The sequence below is a fragment of the Rhizobium sp. 2MFCol3.1 genome (assembly GCF_000377565.1).
GTDB lineage: Bacteria > Pseudomonadota > Alphaproteobacteria > Rhizobiales > Rhizobiaceae > Rhizobium.
In genome coordinates this window covers 198,081-215,963 of record NZ_KB898357.1, presented here as the reverse complement: position 1 = coordinate 215,963, position 17,883 = coordinate 198,081, and the positions used below count along the sequence as shown (strand labels likewise).

13 protein-coding genes are annotated in these 17,883 nt (G+C 61.9%); 5 read left to right on the top strand and 8 right to left on the bottom strand.

Translation table 11 applies throughout. The features are described 5' to 3' along the window. Positions 1-140: 140 nt before the first annotated feature. The gene (pepN, locus tag D460_RS0112375; RefSeq protein WP_018898863.1) at positions 141-2,789 is read right to left on the bottom strand and encodes an aminopeptidase N; all 2,649 of its coding nucleotides are present in this window, start codon (positions 2,787-2,789) and stop codon (positions 141-143) included. Between the two features lie 164 nt (positions 2,790-2,953). Further along, positions 2,954-4,057 carry a methyl-accepting chemotaxis protein gene (locus D460_RS37065; RefSeq protein ID WP_018898862.1) on the bottom strand — a complete coding sequence of 368 codons (1,104 nt, stop codon included), beginning with the start codon at positions 4,055-4,057 and terminating at the stop codon, positions 2,954-2,956. A 309-nt stretch (positions 4,058-4,366) separates the two neighbouring features. Here D460_RS37065 and D460_RS0112365 point away from each other — a divergent pair, with 309 nt between their 5' ends. Next, on the top strand, positions 4,367-5,299 hold the full coding sequence (locus tag D460_RS0112365) for a DMT family transporter (protein WP_018898861.1): 933 nt from the start codon (positions 4,367-4,369) through the stop codon (positions 5,297-5,299). 292 nt (positions 5,300-5,591) lie between these two features. Further along, on the top strand, positions 5,592-6,386 hold the full coding sequence (locus D460_RS0112360) for a hypothetical protein (protein ID WP_018898860.1): 795 nt from the start codon (positions 5,592-5,594) through the stop codon (positions 6,384-6,386). A gap of 187 nt (positions 6,387-6,573) precedes the next feature. Here D460_RS0112360 and D460_RS0112350 read toward each other — a convergent pair whose 3' ends face one another. The 6 genes from D460_RS0112350 to D460_RS0112325 form a co-directional block, all read right to left on the bottom strand. Next, a complete protein-coding gene (locus tag D460_RS0112350; RefSeq protein ID WP_026283070.1) occupies positions 6,574-6,765 on the bottom strand; it encodes a hypothetical protein in 192 nt (63 codons plus the stop codon). A gap of 138 nt (positions 6,766-6,903) precedes the next feature. Next, positions 6,904-7,785 (bottom strand): uracil-DNA glycosylase, encoded by an 882-nt coding sequence (locus D460_RS0112345; RefSeq protein WP_018898857.1) that lies wholly within the window; start codon positions 7,783-7,785, stop codon positions 6,904-6,906. Between the two features lie 59 nt (positions 7,786-7,844). Further along, positions 7,845-9,137, bottom strand: a complete 1,293-nt coding sequence (locus D460_RS0112340) for an Hsp70 family protein (RefSeq protein WP_026283069.1) — start codon at positions 9,135-9,137, stop codon at positions 7,845-7,847. Between the two features lie 165 nt (positions 9,138-9,302). Beyond that, positions 9,303-12,419: an efflux RND transporter permease subunit gene (locus D460_RS0112335; RefSeq protein ID WP_018898855.1), complete on the bottom strand. Its 3,117-nt coding sequence runs from the start codon at positions 12,417-12,419 to the stop codon at positions 9,303-9,305. After that, a complete protein-coding gene (locus D460_RS0112330; protein WP_018898854.1) occupies positions 12,416-13,684 on the bottom strand; it encodes an efflux RND transporter periplasmic adaptor subunit in 1,269 nt (422 codons plus the stop codon). Before D460_RS0112330 ends, D460_RS0112335 begins: the two co-directional genes overlap by 4 nt. 210 nt (positions 13,685-13,894) lie before the next feature. After that, complete coding sequence (locus D460_RS0112325; protein WP_018898853.1) at positions 13,895-14,683, bottom strand: SDR family oxidoreductase; 789 nt, start codon at positions 14,681-14,683, stop codon at positions 13,895-13,897. 255 nt (positions 14,684-14,938) lie between these two features. On the opposite strand from D460_RS0112325, the gene D460_RS0112320 reads away from it, so the two are divergent. From D460_RS0112320 to D460_RS0112310, 3 genes are all read left to right on the top strand, one after another. Then, the gene (locus D460_RS0112320) at positions 14,939-16,603 is read left to right on the top strand and encodes an electron transfer flavoprotein-ubiquinone oxidoreductase (RefSeq protein WP_018898852.1); all 1,665 of its coding nucleotides are present in this window, start codon (positions 14,939-14,941) and stop codon (positions 16,601-16,603) included. Between the two features lie 10 nt (positions 16,604-16,613). Next, positions 16,614-17,159 carry a GNAT family N-acetyltransferase gene (locus D460_RS0112315; protein ID WP_155947731.1) on the top strand — a complete coding sequence of 182 codons (546 nt, stop codon included), beginning with the start codon at positions 16,614-16,616 and terminating at the stop codon, positions 17,157-17,159. A gap of 93 nt (positions 17,160-17,252) precedes the next feature. Continuing rightward, complete coding sequence (locus D460_RS0112310; protein ID WP_018898850.1) at positions 17,253-17,873, top strand: L,D-transpeptidase; 621 nt, start codon at positions 17,253-17,255, stop codon at positions 17,871-17,873. The last annotated feature ends 10 nt before the right edge of the window (positions 17,874-17,883 follow it).

Here is a 17,883-nt window from a genome sequence, read left to right as displayed (position 1 = left end):
CCGAACCTGACTCAATGAATCATTGGTGATTCGCCTTGTCCAGAGGAAAAGGTAAAAATCTGTTAACCGATTCTAAGTGCTGATTTTTCCAGCATGCGTGGGAGGCGGCCTCAATAGGCTCGGCCGCCTCGTGTCGCAAATCACCCCTTGAGGGTGCGCTCGACGATATCGCGAACGTCGGTGGAGAGAGCCGGTGCTTCGGCGATCTCGGTCAGTGCCTTGCGTGCATGCTCGGCTCTTGCCGGCTCCAGCGAGCGCCAGGAGCGCATCGAGGTGAGGATGCGCGCCGCCAACTGTGGGTTGCGTGCGTCGATGTCGAGGATCTCGCGGGCGAGGAAGCGGTAGCCCTCTCCATCCGCGCGTCCGAAGCCGGTCGGGTTGCCGAAGGCAAACGTGCCGACCAGCGCGCGCACGCGGTTGGGGTTGGTGCGCTTGAACTGCGGATTGTCCATCAGCTTCAGCACCCGATCGAGCGCCTTTGCGCCCGGAATGGTCGCCTGAACGGAGAACCACTTGTCGATAACAAGCGCGTTTCCGGCAAAGCGGTCATGGAACGTGGACAGCGCTGCGGCCGCCTCGCTGCTATCGGGGAAGCGGTGCGCGAGGATCGTCAGCGCCTGCATCAGATCCGTCATGTTGTTGGCGGCGTCAAAGGCGGCCTTTGCGCGGTCAGGCGTATTCTCGGCGTAGGACAGATAGGTGAGCGCGCTGTTGCGGAGCGCACGGCGACCGGCGCTCTTGGCGTCGGGGCTGAAATCGCCTGGCGTGGTCATGCTGTTATAGAGCGCGGCGAAGACGCTCTTTCCTGCGTCGGCAACCTGCTGCAGCACAGTGGAGAGGCCGGCGTGGATGGCGTCAGGGTCGTTGTTGCCGCCAAGTTCGCGGGCGATGTCGGATTCGCTCGGGAGCGCCAGCGCCTGGGCGCGGAAGGCGGGCTCCAGCGTTTCGTCGGCGGCTGCCGCAAGCAGCGCCTCGACGAAGTCCTTCGAGGCGACGACCGGCTTGCCGTCACGTGCATCGCGGGCTGCTGCAAGCAGTGTCGGCAATGCAAGGTCCGTCAGCGCCTGCCAGCGCGAGAAGTGATCGGTCTCAAAGCGGGCGAGAAGCGCCAGATCCGTGGGCGACTGATCGAAGTGCAGGTTGATCGGCGCCGAGAAGCTGCGGTTGATCGATACGATCGGACGCGAGCCGATGCCCTTGAAGATGGCCTTCTGGCTGCGCTCCGTCAGATGCAGCACGTTGTCGCCATACTCGGCGCCATCGACCGAAGAGGGCTCGAGCGGTGTGCCGTCTTCGGCAAAGAGCGCGATGCTGAGCGGAATGTGCATCGGCTTCTTGTCGCTTTGGCCCGGCGTTGCAGGAACCATCTGCTCGAGCGACAGCGTGAAGCTCTTGGCGCCAGCATCATAGCTGCCGGATGCAGTGACGAGCGGCGTGCCGGCCTGGTGATACCAGAGCGAGAACTGCGTCAGGTCGCGTCCGCTGGCATCCTCGAAGCACTTGACGAAATCCTCGATCGTGACGGCTTGGCCGTCATGGCGATCGAAATAGAGATCCATGCCCTTCTTGAACAGGTCCTTGCCGAGCAGCGTCGCGATCATGCGCGTGACTTCGCTGCCCTTCTCATAGACCGTCGTCGTGTAGAAGTTGTTGATTTCGCGATAGGTGGTCGGGCGCACCGGATGCGCCAGCGGGCCGCCATCCTCGGGGAACTGCTCGGACTTCAGATGGCGCACTTCGGCGATGCGCTTGACCGGGCGCGAGCGCATGTCGGCCGAGAATTCGTGGTCGCGATAAACAGTCAGGCCTTCCTTGAGGCAGAGCTGGAACCAGTCGCGGCAGGTGATCCGGTTGCCGGTCCAGTTGTGGAAGTATTCGTGGGCGATGATCGCTTCGATGTTGGCGTAGTCCTGGTCGGTCGCGGTTTCCGGATCGGCCAGAACGTACTTGTCGTTGAAGACGTTGAGGCCCTTGTTCTCCATGGCGCCCATGTTGAAGTCGGACACGGCGACGATCATGAAGATGTCGAGATCGTATTCGCGGCCGAACCGCTCCTCGTCCCACTTCATCGAGCGCTTCAGCGCATCCATGGCGTAGGCAGCGCGGGCTTCCTTGCCATGCTCGACGTAAATCTTCAGCGTGACCTCGCGTTCAGACATGGTCACGAACTTGTCTTCGACCACGCCGAGATTGCCGGCGACCAGCGCGAAGAGGTAGCTCGGCTTCGGATGCGGATCGAACCAGGCGGCGAAGGCGCGGCCCTCGTCATAGCCGGCGCCGCCGAGGAAGTTGCCGTTGGAGAGCATGACCGGGTTGGCGGCCTTGTCGCCGATGATGGTGATCGTGTAGGGCGCCAGAACATCCGGGCGATCGGGGAAGTAAGTGATCCGGCGGAAGCCCTCGGCCTCGCACTGGGTGCAATAGACGCCGTTGGTGCGGTAGAGGCCCATCAGCTTGGTGTTGGCCTCGGGATTGATGATCGTGGTGATCGTCAGCTCGAAGGGCTTGGATTTCGGCAGGTTGCGGATCGTCAGGCTGTCTGGTGTCGCCGTATACTGGCTGGGCTTCATTTCCGCCTGGTCGAAGAGCAGACCGGAAAGGGCGAGTTCGTCACCGTCGAGGATGAGCGGTGCTTTTGGGTCGGCGCCCTTGCGGCGGTGGAAGATCAGGCGGGCATCTACCTTGGTCGCGGTCGGGTCCAGTTCAAACGTCAGATCCACGCGCTCGAGTACGAAATCGGTGGGGCGGTAATCTGCCAGATTTATGACCTGGCCGGTATCTGTGCGCATGATATTCCCTGAGACCTTTTAGACAATGCTTCGCAAACAGAGTGGGCGCTCTGCCATAAAATTTGATTGGTACAATTACACTAAAGTCTGAATTAAAGCTAAAGCCGAAGGTGGCATGGCACATCGGCTATTTCTGGGGGGAGATACTATAGTCTCTTGCCTGGCTATCTCAGATTGAGGATCGATTTTATCGCTGTTTCATCTTCGGTCTTTTGCACAACGACCCCATACCAGCCCAACCCATCATAGTCCTCGTAGCCGAGCGTCTTCGCATAGGCGACGATGGATCCGTTGTTGTCGTAGTAGCTGCCGCGCTCCTGCCCATGCTGGACTTGCAGCGCAAAGCGGCTGAACATCAGGGACGCATTGCTGCAGGCGATGATCCTGCCGTCGCCGTCGAGGATCATGACGGTCGTACGGTCCGCGACCTGGGGAGGCAGGTTGGCTTCCTTGTCGACGATCGCCTGTCCCTGGTTCTGCCAGTCGAAGTAGACGCCGAGCGTGCCGATCAGCTTTCCATCGAGCTTCCCGCCTTCGCGCACGCCCGTTGCATAGACAAGCGCTGTGCGCCCGCCATGCAGCTGGCTTTTGCAGACTTCGTCCACCACATAGTCGTTGCCGGATCGGCATTGGACCGCGGCCTTGTGCCATGCTTCGTGGGCGAGCGACGTATTGAGCAGCCGCCGCTGAAACTCGGGATTTGCCGAGGCGACGATCCGCCCGGTGAGGTCGGTCAGCACAAGGTCGAGATAGACGGTATAGAAGCGGTTGATCACGCCGAGACGCTCGGTCGCGAAGCTGGCGCTATCCGTGCTCGGCTGCTGCAGGGTCTGCCAAAGTGCTGTGTCTGTTGCCCACCAGCGCACATCCGCCGTCCGCTCGAAAAGATTGCGCACGATCAGCTGCACGAGCGTCTGCGCCAGATCGGTCAGCCGCACGCCTTCGAGCTCGTTGACCAGCCCATCCGCCATCCTGCGCGAAAGGCCGATGCGGCCGAGCACGTTGCTTTCGAATGTGTCGGCGATCTCGCTGGCGATCTGGGCCAGACGCTGCACCTCGTTGGCCACCACGGCAAAGCCCTTGCCGGTTTCGCCGGCGCGCGCGGCCTCGATGAGCGCGTTGATCGCAAGCAGCCTGATCTGCTTGACGACGTGCGTATTGTCGGCGCTGAAGCGCTCGAGATCGGAGCCGATCCCTTCTGTTACGACCCGCATGGAGCGCGGCGTTGCCGCTGGCTGCTGGCGTTCGGGTATCATCGACGGCATCATGATGCATGCCTCCTGAAACAGGTTTAGGTTGTGAATGTATGAAAAGGTATGTCTGCAATAGGAGAATCAATGCGAGTTTATGGTTCTCAAACTGTTAACGGCGGAGACTGGCAGCGAATATTATTGGGCGGTTTTACCGATTTTCGCGGTTTCCGAGGGCCGAGCTGCGTGTTTCAGGCGAAACAGTCGTTGAGACGCGCTTTTCCGCCGTTTTAGCCTGTTCTTTCAGACGAACCGCTGGCACATTGATTCCGCATCGACTCCGATGCGATCCCCCGACGTTCAAATGGCGAGTTTACGAGTTCTGACATGCGGCCGGTATTCGAAAATCCGATGCGAGGTATCGCGTGCAAGCTCGCCTCGGTCGTCTTCTTTCTGGCGATGCAGACCTTCATCAAACTTGCGGACGCCGGCATCCAGCCCGGCCAGGTCACCTTCTACAGATCGTTTTTTGCCCTGTTCCCAATCATGGCGTTTCTGGCCTATCGCGGGCAGCTGAAGGCGTCGTTCTATACCGCCAATCCCGTCGGTCATCTCAAGCGCGGCACGCTCGGCATCATCTCGATGGGCCTGGGCTTTTATGGGCTGCTGCATCTGCCGTTGCCCGAGGCGATCGCGCTTGGCTATGCAATGCCGCTGATCGCGGTTGTCTTCGCGGCGCTGCTTCTGGGCGAGACGGTCCGCATCTACCGCTGGAGTGCGGTCTTCGTCGGCCTGATCGGTGTGGCGATCGTGTCATGGCCGAAGCTCACGCTGTTTCGCGATGGTGGCGTGGAGACGGCTCAAGCGATCGGCGCGGTCACGGTGCTCTTGGCGTCCGTTCTCGGCGGTCTCGCAATGATCCAGGTGCGGAAGCTGGTCGAGGAAGAGAAGACCTCCACGATCGTACTTTACTTCTCGATCACGGCCTCGGTCTTTTCGTTGTTCACCGTGCCCTTCGGCTGGGATCTGCTCGATCTCGCGCCGCAGCTCTACTTGATCGCTGCCGGTTTCTGCGGCGGCGTCGCGCAGATTTTCCTGACGGAAAGCTACCGTCATGCCGATGTCTCGACGATCGCGCCGTTCGAATACACGTCGATCGTACTGGGTAGCATTCTCGCCTATTTCGTGTTCGATGATATCCCGACCACGACCATGTTGGTCGGAACGGCTGTCATCGTCGCAGCTGGCATATTTATCATCTACCGCGAGCATCAGCTGGAACTCGAGCGGGCGGCCGCGCGAAAGGCCAGCACGCCGTAGCTCCGACCCAAGGATTGATGCGGCTAAGTGTCGCAAAATTCATGCATTTTCGATGCCGATCGACCATCCCAACAAATTTGAGGGTGGCGCCCGGCGATTGCGCATGCTTTCTGAACGTGAACAATTTTCATTTATTTATACATCATGATGTTGAAGATAAGTGGCGGTTTCACGTTGTTAAGCTTGTGCAAGGGCAAGTCGAACGCCGTCCGGGAGACAAATGCCGTTTAGTGCCAAAGACTTGATAGCCGACCCCAAGTTCATCTTGGGTATTCGATTTCACGCAAGCCGCATGCGCAACATGTTCGATGCCGGCCCAAGGCTTGCGCGTTTGCTCGCATCGCACCAGCGGTGGCTACTCACGCAGATCGCCTATGCGCTCAGCATGGAACGCGTGGATGGCGATGCAACGTCGGGGCTGACGGCCACCGCACTGACGACGGAGATCACCGCTTTCAAGGCCGCGAGCCGCAACACCATCCGCAGCTATATCGATGAACTCGCGACCTACAGGTTCATCACCTGCGTCTCCGGCGAGGAACGCAAGCGGCCGCGCCGCTACGACGTGGCTGACATCGCGCAGCAGGCGATGTTCAGCTGGGTCTGGTCCAATCTGCTGGCGCTCGACGTTCTCGACGACGGCGACAGGGCGGAGCGGTTTCAGGCAAACCCTGAGTGGATACGGCTGATGCAGCCACGCATCGCGCGCGATTGCCTGCGTGACGCGGCCTGGCGCGAGCCACCGGAACGGGTGGGCGTGTTCATGTGGAACGATGCCGGTGGGCTGATCGTCGATTATCTGATGTCGCGGATCGATCCGGAAGAAGAGCATCCCGACCGCTTCTTCGTCGGGCCGATCGACAGCAGGGCGCTGGCTGCGGACTTCATGATATCGCGCACACACATGCAACGCCTATTCGCCAAGGCGGCGCAAGATGGCTGCATGGGATGGGACGTCGATATGAAGAAGCCGTCGCTATGGATATCGCGCGCCTTCGTCGAGGAATATTGCCAGTGGCAGGCGATCAAGTTCGCCTATGTCGATCAGGCGTTTCACGCGGCAAGTCAGATGTTGGGAGAGAGGTAGGCCGCTGCGGCGGCTCTGGCGTGCGCCGATGGCGACGGGTCAGGATTCGCGATCGTAGGCTTCCGCCGCGCATACGGCTGCGCGGATATGCTCGATGGCGTCGATCTTGCAAAGAAGTGAGATGAGACGGGTCGTCATGAGAATAAGCCGATAAGCGGCAGGGACGGCGAGTGGCCGTGCCCTGCGATCAATACTGCTGGAAATCCGCGAAGATGGCAGCGGGGCGCACGATACGACCGCTCGCGCCAGTGCCACGAGCGATCATCTGCTCGTTGGTGGCGAAGCCGGTGCGGCAGTAGCTCTGCGTGGTGCGGCCGTTGCTGTTTGCGTTTCTCAAGGTTTCAAATCTGCAGTGTGTAGGACGACGAGTGTTGCTCATTGCCTTGGTTCCTTATGATTCCTCCCAAGACACAATGCTAATATTGCAGCGCACAATAGATTTCACAAGGCATAGGAATACGCGGCAGGCATGCGTCTTGTGCATGGGTCTCGTCGCAAATCTGTCAATGTTGGTTATTTAGGAGGCAGAATTGATTTCTGTCAGTTTTGCCTGAAAAGCCAATAAATCGTTCCAGGCCAAGCGCTTATTGACCGGAGCCGTCAACAGGTCCTGCGGATGCAGTGTGGCGATAGCCGGGACGACGCGGTCGCCTGCGGCAATTTCACGCCACTGGCCGCGCAAGCCGTGAATGGTGTCGCCTTCGCCAAAGAACACCCGAGCTGCGAAATTCCCGAGCAGGAGAATCACTTTCGGCTCGGCAAGCGCGATCTGCCGCTCGATGAAGGGGCGGCAGATATCCATCTCCGCGGGGGAGGCGACGCGGTTGCCCGGCGGGCGCCAAGGAATGACCTGGGTCAACAGGATGCCCGCGCGGTCGAGCCCGATGGCGGCAAGCATCTTGTCCAGCAGCTGGCCGGGGCGTCCGGCAAACGGCTGCCCCTCGCGATCGTCCTCCGCGCCGGGCGCCGAGCCGATCAGCATGATGCCGCTCGCAGCATCTCCACTGGCGAAGATCGTCGAGCGCGCGCTGTGCTTGAGATTGCAGCCATTGAAGGCCTCGAGCGCGGTCTTCAGCTCCGCGAGCGACCGCGCGCTTTCGGCGGCAAAGCGCGCCTGCTGGATCGCTTCTCCATCAGGGATCGCCGGCTGAGGCCGCTGCGCCGAGCGCTCCGGCTGGGGCGCGCCGCGCTGTGCGGAAGCCGCTGGTGCGCGGGATGCCGTCTCCCGTGCCTCCGCCTGCGGGGCAGGGGCGGCGCTGCGGCGCGCCGCCTTCATCGCCTCGAACTCGGCGAAGCGATCAACGGCCTCTTCTTCCAGCAACCACTCGACGCCGGCATCCGCATGGAAATGCAGAAGGGCTGCGAGTTCGCCTGGAGAGAGGTCGTTGACGGAGATCATGGGCGGAACATTACCGAAGCTCAAGCCTCAATGAAAGTGCGCAGCCGCCACATCCCGGCCTATTGCACCGTCCATTGCGCGATATCGTCGCGTTCGCCGATCAGTGCCAGACCGTGCGCGATCGAGAGCATCTCGCCGCCGGTCTCGATGCGGTCAGCGTCGAAGCGCTCGGTGAAGATGCGACGCACAGCCGGAACGAAGGAGGTGCCGCCGGTGAGGAACACCTTGTCGATCGCGCCCGCTTCCGTATTGGTCTTTTCCAGAACATCGTCGAGCGCGCCTTCGATGCGGGCGAGATCGTCCGAAATCCAGCTCTCGAAATCGGCGCGAGCCACCATCCGCTTTCCGGCGCGGCCGAGCGGCGAGAAGTTAAACTCGGCCTCTTCAGTGGCAGACAGCGCCATTTTCGTCGCCGAGACCGCCTGGTAGAGCGGATAGCCTTCGTCGTGGTCGACGAGATCGATGAAGAGCTCCAGCTTTTCCGGCTCAAGCGCCGTGCGGACCAGCTTCTTCAGGTCCTCGTATTCGCGCGAGGTCTTGAAGATCGACAATTGGTTCCAGCGGCTGAAGCTGGAGTAGTAGTTGGTCGGCACTTCAAGGATCTTGTCGAAGCTCTTGAAATGACTCCCCTTGCCAATCTCAGGTGCAACGACGTTTTCGATGATGCGGGCGTCGAAATGATCGCCGGCGATGCCGACACCGGAATGGCCGATCGGCGTCGCCTTCAGCTGACCGGCGACGGTCTCGAAGCGGATCAGCGAATAGTCGGTCGTGCCGCCGCCGAAGTCGGCGACCAGCACCGTTGCGTCGCTTTTCAGGTTCTGCGCGAAGTAGAAGGCGGCCGCCACCGGCTCATAGACATAGTGCACTTCGGGGAAGCCGAAGCGCGACAGCGCCTCGTTGTAGCGCTGCGTCGCCAGCACCGGATCGGGGCTCGCGCCGGCGAAGTGCACCGGCCGGCCGGTGACGATGCGCGCCACGTCCGACGGCCAGTTGCTGCCCGCATAGTTGCCGAGGCGGCGGATGAACACCTCCATCAGGTCTTCGAAGCTGTGGCGCTTGGCGTAGATCAGCGTGCCCTGGAAAAGGGCGCTGGCGGCGAATGTCTTGATCGACTGCAGGAAGCGGCAGTCGCCGGGATTGTCGATGAACTGGCGGATCGCCGCATGGCCTGCCTCGACCTTCAGCGCCGAAGCGCCGAGCTTCCCATCCTTCATGAAGGACAGCGCGGTGCGCATGCTGTCGCTTTCGCCCGCCGAGCTGGTGAAGCCCATGGAATGCGTGGTCTTGCCGTCTGCGGTGGCCAGTACGGTGTTGGTCGTGCCAAAGTCCAAACCTAGCGCTTGAGCCATGCTCGCACCTCTCAATGTCGATCGTTGCTGGAGACTGGAGCAACTGCTCCGCCGGGGCGCCAAGGGACGCCCGAATTCAAGAGGGCGCGTGATGCCACAGCGGTCTGTCTTATTCAAGACGCGGAAGCGCAAAATGAAACGGGCGCCGATGGGCGCCCGTCTCGATCATTCCGCTGCGATGGCCCGGGCGGGCTCCTCGTGTTGCTCTTCTGTCTTCTTTCGCCCAAGGCTGAGCAGCCAGTCGCTGAGCCGCCCCATCTCGACGAAGATGACGGGGGTGATGAACAGCGTCAGCGCCTGGCTGACGATGAGGCCGCCGACGACGGCGATGCCGAGCGGCTGGCGAAGCTCCGAGCTCGCGCCCGAGCCGAGCGCGATGGGGAGCGCGCCAAGCAGCGCGCAGAAGGTCGTCATCATGATCGGGCGGAAACGCCGCACGCAGGCTTCGTGGATGGCCTCGGACGAGGTCATGCCGGTGCCCGATCGCAGGTTCTCCAGCGCCACGTCGATCATCATGATCGCATTCTTCTTGACGATGCCGATCAGCATCAGAAGGCCGATCAGCGCGATGATCGACAGATCGAAGTTCATCACCCTCAGTGCCAGAAGAGCGCCGAGAGCTGCCGCCGGCAGACCGGAGAGGATCGTCAGCGGGTGGATGAAGCTCTCGTAGAGGACGCCGAGAACGACATAGATCGTCAGCACCGCCGCCAGGATCAGGAGAGGCGTATTGCCCTGCGATTGCTCGAAAATCTGCGCCGTGCCGCCATAGGACGTGAAGACGTCCGAGGGCATGTCGATGTCCTTCTTGATCTGGTCGATCGCAGCCGTCGCATCGCCGAGCGCTTCGCCGGCGGGCAGGTTGAACGACACCGTGGTCGAGACCAGCTGGCCGGTCTGGTTGATCGTCACCGGCCCGGTGGTGCGCTCCACCGTCGCAAAGTTCGACAGCGGAACGAGCGCACCGCTTGCCGATGCGACGCGGATGTCCTGCAGCTTCTGGTCATCCCAGGGCGCATTGGTGTCGTACTCGACGAGCACGTCGTAGCTGTCGCCGGTCGACTGGATCTGCGCCGCAGCATAACCGCCGAAGGATTCCTGCAGCGACGTGCGCAGCTGGTCGTCGGTGATGCCAAAGGCGGCGGCCTTTTCCGTATCGACCTTGATCTCTGCCTGCAGCGCGTTGTTCTGCGCGTCCGATGTCACGTCGGTAAAGCGCGGATCGCCGTGCATTGCCTGCTGTATCTTGTTGGCCCAGAGGTTTGTCTGGTCGGCGCTCAGCGCCTGAACCACCAGCTGATACTGGCTGGCCGTCTGCCGCCCGCCGAAGCGCAAGCTCTGCTGCGGCGTGATGAAGGCCTGCAGGCCGGGGATCTTGCTGATGCTGGCGCGCAGTTCGCGCAGCGTCTGATCGAGCGGCGGCCGGTCCTTCTTGTCCTTCAATTCGACGAACATCGTGCCGTTGTTGAGCGGGCTGCGGGCATTGCCGCCGACGATCGACATGACGTGATTGACCGCCGGGTTCTGCTTGACGAGCGCCGCAGCCTGGTTCTGCAGATCCTTCATCGCCGGGTAGGAGATATCCTGGCGGGCGCGGGTCGAGATGTTGAGGCGGCCGATATCTTCCGTCGGGAAGAAGCTCGTCGGCAGCGTCATGAACAGGTAGATGGTCAGTCCGACCGAGGCGAGGAACAGCTCGAGAATGGCCGGACGGTGCGCCAGGCACCAGGCGACGGAACGGTCGTAGCCACGCAGCGTCCGCTCGAAGCCGGCATCGAACCAGCGGATGAAGAAGGGCGGCTGGCTGTGACCGCTGCCAAGCCGCGAGGCAAGCATCGGCGTCACCGTCAGCGACACGATTGCCGAAGCGACGATCGCGATCGCCACCACCATGCCGAACTCGTTGAAGATACGCCCGACCACGCCGCCCATCAGAAGGATCGGAATGAAGACCGCGATCAGCGAGACGGACATGGAGATGATCGTATAGCTGACTTCGCCCGAGCCCTTGATGGCCGCCTCGAGAACCGGCATGCCATCCTCGACGTGCCTCAAGATGTTTTCGAGCATGACGATGGCGTCGTCGACCACGAGGCCGACGGCAAGCGTCAGCCCCAGCAGCGAGATGTTGTCGACGCTGTAGCCCAGCACATACATCATCCCGAAGGTGGTGATCAGCGACAGCGGCACGGCAAGGCCCGGTATGATCGTTGCCGTCAGATGGCCGGTGAAGAGGTAGATGACGAGAACGACGAGGCCGATCGTCAGGAAAAGCGTGAACTTCACGTCCGAGATCGCGTCGCGGATCGGCTTGGCCGAATCGTTCATCACCTGCGTCGTCACCGATCCCGGTATTTCGGCATGCAGTGCCGGCAGCTTCGCATTGATGGCATCGACCACGGCGACCGTATTCGCATCCGGCTGGCGCTGGATTGCCAGGATGATGCTCTGTTTGCCGTCGTACCAGCTGCCGGTGTTCTGGTTCTCGACGCTATCCTCAACGTCGGCGACATCGCCGAGATGGATCGGCGCGCCGCCGGGGTTGGCAATGACGAGGGTGCGGAACTGCTCGGCATTGGTCCGCTGCGTGTCGGCGGTGATCGTCATGCTCTGGCTGTCGTTCTGCAGCGTGCCGACGGGCACCTGGCTATTGGCAGCCTGGATCGCCTTGTTGACCGTATCGATCCCCAGGCCACGGTTGAGCAGCTTGTTCGGATCGACCTCGACGCGCACGGCATAGGTCTGCGCGCCGAAGACCGAGACCTCGGCCACGCCAGGCAGGGTGGAGAGCGAGGGCGAGATGATGTTTTCCGCGACATCGTCAAGCTTGCTGCGCGGCATCGTATCGCTCTGCACCGCAAGCAGCATGACGGGAGCGTCTGCCGGGTTGGTCTTGCGGTAGCTCGGCGGCGTCGTCATGTTGTCGGGCAGTTGCCGCGTCGCATGCGAGATCGCTGCCTGAACGTCGGCGGCGGCCGCATCGATGCTGCGGTTGAGATCGAACTGCAGCACGATGCTGGTATTGCCGAGCGAGTTGGTGGCGCTGATCTCGCTGATCCCGGGGATCGTCTCGAACTGCTTGATCAGTGGTGTGGCGACCGATGTCGCCATGGTCTTCGGCGAGGCGCCGGTCAGCGCTGCCGAGACGTTGATCGTCGGAAAGTCGACCTGCGGCAGGGCTGCCACCGGCACGAGCTGATAGCCTGCGATACCGGCAAGCACGGCGCCGATGGCGAGAAGCGTGGTGGCGACGGGGCGCCGGATACAGAAATTTGGTATCATTCTTCCGTGCCCGCCACGATGGTTTCCGTTGACTTCGGCTGATCCGCCGAGGCGACGTTGATCGCCTTGCTATCGAATTCTTCCTTCACGGCCTGCTTGTCGACGAGCTGCGCCTGTCCCTCGATGACCACATGGTCGCCTTCCGAAAGACCGGCCGCGATCGCCGTGTAGCCGCCGTTGGCGCGGGCGACAGTGACGGGCGCCAGCCGCACCTTTCCGTCGTTAACGACGAAGGAGTAGAAGCCGTCTGCGCCGGGGCTGACTGCCACCGTCGGCACAACGATCTGCTGTTCGTTGTTGTTGAAATGGACCACGATGTTGACCGACTGGCCGGGCCAAAGCGCGCCCGATGCATTCTCGAATTTCGCCTTGGCGAGGATGGTGCCGGATGCTGTATCGACGGTGTTGTCGTAGAAGCTGATATGCCCGGTGCGCGGCTTGCCCTTGCCTGATGGCGGCACGGTGGTCACGTCGACGGGGCCGGCGGCGAGCGCCAGCTTCAGCTGCCGAAGATCGCGCTCCTGCAAGTGGAACTTCACATAGATCGGGTCATATTTCGCGATCGTCACGATCGTCGCGCCTGCCGTCACGAAGGCGCCGGGGCTGACGGCGATGTCGCCAAGGCGCCCGTCGAAGGGCGCCCGGATGTCGGTATGCTCCAGCAGCACCTGATCGGAAGCGAGCGTCGCCTTGTCCGCCTGCACGGTGGCGACGGCAGTGTCGCGCGCGGCCTTCGCCTGATCGTAGGTCTGCTGCGTGCCGGCTTTCGATGTCAAAAGGTCCGAGGCGCGCGTGAGCGCCGTTTCGGACTCGGCGACCGTCGCGGTATCGCGCGCGATCATCGCATTGTCCTTGTCGACCGCGGCCTGTGCCGTGCGGTTGTCGAGTTTGGCGATGAGGTCGCCTTGCTTGACGGAGGAGCCATCGCTGGCGATGATCTCGGTGACCAGCCCCTGTTCCTGCGCGGCGATCGTCGTGTTGTCGTCGGCGTCGGCCCAACCGGATGCGGTGACATCGCGCGGCAGCACGGTCTTCACGGCAGCCACGGTCTTCACCAGCGTCGGCCCGCCGCCTTTGCGCCCCTTGCCCTTCTGGTCGCCGCCCTGCTGTGCTCCATCGCCCGCCGCCTGCTTGCCGCCGGAGGCGTCGGCCTGCGCGGTCGGTTTCGGTCCGAATTGCGAGAGATAGGGAATGCGATCCTTATAGTGCCACGCGCCGAAGCCGGCTGCGACAACAAGGCAGGTGGTGATCCAGAGTTTCTTCATGTTGATACCGGTCGGGGGCTGTTGAGTATGACTTATTCAACCACTTTTATTGCGGCACGAAAAAGACACAATCCCGACAGGGGCATCACTAAGTGGTTAGAATGGCTTAAATTTTCGTAATGTTCGCATATTCTAAACAACAGGCGATTGCGTGAATGTGACGCAACGGCGGTCGGGCGCCACCGGCTGACGCCCGATTGTCGTTTGCGATCAGAGGGATCGCGCCGCGCCGCCATCGCAGCGCACCAGGCTGCCGGTGATATAGCTCGCCTGCTGGCTGCACAGGAAGGCGGCGGTCGCCGCGAACTCCTCCACCTTGCCATACCGCCCGACGGGGATGGCCGCTTCCTTGACGACGCGAATCTCGTCGACGCTTTTGCCCGTGCGCTTGGCGGCGGCGCCGTCGAGATCGTCGAGGCGGCTCGTCAGGATCGAGCCGGGGAGCAGCAGGTTGGTGGTGACGCCGAAGCGGCCGATTTCGGTGGCCAATGTCTTGCTCCAGCCGGCAAGCGCTGGGCGCAGCGTGTTGGAAAGCGCGAGATTGCCGATCGGCTCGATTACGCCCGAGGACGCCACCGTCAGGATGCGACCCCATTCCTGTTCCTTCATGCCGGGCAGCAGTGCATTGGTGAGCGTGATGACCCGGAGCACCATCGAGAAGAAATAGGTCTCCAGCCGTTCGGCCGTCATGTCCTCGGTGGTGCCGGGCGTCGGGCCGCCGGTGTTGTTGATCAGGATGTCCACGCCGCCGAGCTTGCTCTTGACGGCTGTCGTGACCGTCTCGACGAAGTTCTCTTCCGAAAGATCGGCCCAGATCCAGTCGGCCTTGCCCTTGCCCTCGGCATTGATCGCCTTGCAGTTCGCCTCCAGCGTTTCGCCGCTGCGTCCGCACAAAAGCACATTGGCGCCTTCGCGCGCCAGGGCGACCGCGATGCCGTGGCCAAGTCCGCGCGACGATGCCAGCACGAGCGCGCGCTTGCCCTTGATGCCCAGATCCATTTTGAAGTCTCCTGTTGTTCGGTGCATTTATAGGGCGCGCAACGATCAAAAGGAAAGGCCGACCATGGCCTGATCAGCTTCATTTATTGACGTTGACGTAAACGTCATGTAGTTCTTTTGTGAAGAGGAATATCATTGCGCGAAATGGGGTATTGGCTGTCGTTTCCCGGCTCGACAATCCAGCCATGTTTTGCCAAGAGATACCCCATACACGGGGATTTGTGGCCGCAAAGCCGGCCGAGCGGAGAATGACGGATGACCGAAGCGACTGAACTGCCCGAACGCGAGAGCATGGAATTCGACGTCGTGATTGTCGGCGGCGGTCCTGCCGGCCTTTCGGCTGCGATCAGGCTGAAGCAGGTCAATCCCGAACTCTCGGTCGTCGTGCTGGAGAAGGGCGCTGAAGTCGGCGCGCATATCCTGTCTGGCGCAGTCGTTGATCCCATCGGTATCGACCGCCTGCTGCCGGAGTGGCGCGAAGAGGCCGATCATCCGTTCAAGACCGAGGTCAAGGACGACCACTTCCTGCTGCTCGGCCCGGCCGGCTCCATCCGCCTGCCGAACTTCGCGATGCCGCCGCTGATGAGCAATCACGGCAACTACATCGTCTCGCTCGGCAACGTCTGTCGCTGGCTGGCGGGCCACGCGGAAGCCTTGGGCGTCGAGATCTATCCGGGCTTCGCCGCCACCGAAGTGCTCTACAACGACGAGGGCGCTGTCATCGGTGTCGCCACTGGCGACATGGGCGTCGAGAAGAACGGCGAACCCGGCCCGAACTTCACGCGCGGCATGGAATTGCTGGGCAAATATACGCTGATCGGCGAGGGCGTGCGCGGCTCGCTCGCCAAGCAGCTCATCGCCAAGTTCGACCTGCAAAAGGATCGCGAACCCCAAAAATTCGGCATCGGCATCAAGGAGCTCTGGCAGGTCAAGCCGGAGAACCACAAGCAGGGCCTCGTGCAGCACTCCTTCGGCTGGCCGCTCGGCATGAAGACCGGTGGCGGCTCCTTCCTCTATCATCTGGAAGACAACCTCGTTGCCGTCGGCTTCGTCGTGCACCTGAACTACAAGAACCCCTATCTCTACCCCTTCGAGGAATTCCAGCGCTTCAAGACGCACCCGGCGATCCGCACTACCTTCGAGGGCGGCAAGCGGCTTTCCTATGGCGCGCGCGCCATCACCGAGGGCGGTTACCAGTCGGTGCCGAAGCTGACCTTTCCGGGCGGCGCCCTGATCGGCTGCTCCGCCGGCTTCGTCAACGTTCCCCGTATCAAGGGCAGCCACAATGCCGTGCTCTCGGGCATGCTGGCGGCCGACAGGATAGCCGACGCCATCGCAGCAGGCCGCGCCAATGATGAGGTCATCGAGATCGAGAACGAATGGCGCGCAAGCGACATCGGCAAGGACCTGAAGAAGGTCCGCAACGTCAAGCCGCTTTGGTCGAAGTTCGGAACCGCCATCGGCGTCGCACTCGGCGGTCTCGACATGTGGACCAACCAGCTCCTCGGCTTCTCCTTCTTCGGCACGCTCGGTCACGGCAAGACCGACGCCCAGTCGCTGGAACCGGCCTCAAAGCACAAGCCGATCGACTACCCCAAGCCCGACGGCGTGCTGACCTTCGACCGCCTCTCCTCGGTGTTCCTGTCGAACACCAATCACGAGGAAAACGAGCCGGTGCATCTGAAGGTCAAGGACATGGCGCTGCAGAAGTCGTCGGAGCACGACATCTTCGCTGGTCCCTCGACGCGCTACTGTCCTGCAGGCGTCTACGAGTGGGTCGAGAAGGACGGGCAAGAGACCTACGTCATCAACGCCCAGAACTGCGTCCACTGCAAGACCTGCGATATCAAGGACCCCAACCAGAACATCAACTGGGTGCCGCCGCAGGGCGGTGAGGGGCCGGTTTATCCGAATATGTAAGGGATGAGCCGTGAGCGCTACCCTTGCGATCAGGCAGGCGCGCTTGGAAGAATTGCCGCGCCTGACCGAGATCGAACTCGACGCCTTCGCGACATTGGCGGAGGCGTTGGGCATCTCCGACGCAGCGCAAGCCTTGCCGCACGACGTCCTGCGAAAAGCGCTTGAAGCCGGCCTGCTGATCGTGGCCGCAGACAGCGATGACCGCCCGGTCGGCTTCCTCGCGGCGGAAGAGATCCACGACACCCTCTATGTGATCGAGCTCGATGTCAGCAGGGACTGGCAACGAAAGGGCGTCGGCCGGCGCCTGATGTCCCACGCTGTCGAAATGGCAAAGACACGCCGGCTTTCCGCTCTGACGTTGACGACGGATCGCCATGTCCCGTTCAACGCACCTTTCTACCAATCCATCGGCTTCCAAACGGTAGGCGGCCAGGACATGCCGCCATTTCTGTGGGCCAAGATCGATGACGAGGTCAGCAACGGCATGGATCCGGAACGGCGCGTGGCCATGGTGTTAACGCTTGGAGGTGCGAGCAGCCACCTCACAACCTCTTAACGAGTGCGTTACCGGCGACACACGCTTAGCAGTTCATTAACCATAATCTCCGTAACCTCGGTCTCATCAACCGAACGTTAAGGAACTGCTTCGATGTCGCTTTCCCGCCGTGGTTTCGTTCTGGGCGTCTCCGCGCTTCTCGCCGGCTGCGCTTCGAGCGGTCCTGATCATCGCGCCAACTACGCGGCCATTCCGGCCGAGAAGTTTCCGTTGCCGGCCATGCCGATCGACAAGATCGATCCGGAGCTTCGTCGCCAGCAGGTCAGCTACGCCTCGAGCTATAGCCCCGGCACCATCGTCGTCGATACGCCCGCCCGTCGCCTCTATTACATCCTCGGCGACAATCAGGCGATGCGCTATGGCGTCGGTGTCGGCCGGGAAGGGCTGGCCTTTGCAGGTGGCGCCTATGTCGGGCGCAAGGCCGAATGGCCGAGCTGGACGCCGACCGAAAACATGCAGCGCCGCGAAGAGCGCTACCGCAAGCTCGCCGGCGGCATGCCGGGTGGGCCGAACAATCCGCTCGGCGCCCGCGCCATCTATCTCTATCGCAGCGGCAACGACACGCATTTCCGCATACACGGCACCAACCAGCCGCAGTCGATCGGTCTTGCCATGTCGAGCGGTTGCATTCGCATGCTCAACCACGACGTCATCGATCTCTACGAGCGGGTAGAGCCGGGCGCGCAGGTCGTCGTCATCCAGGCAACGGCCTAAACGACAATGA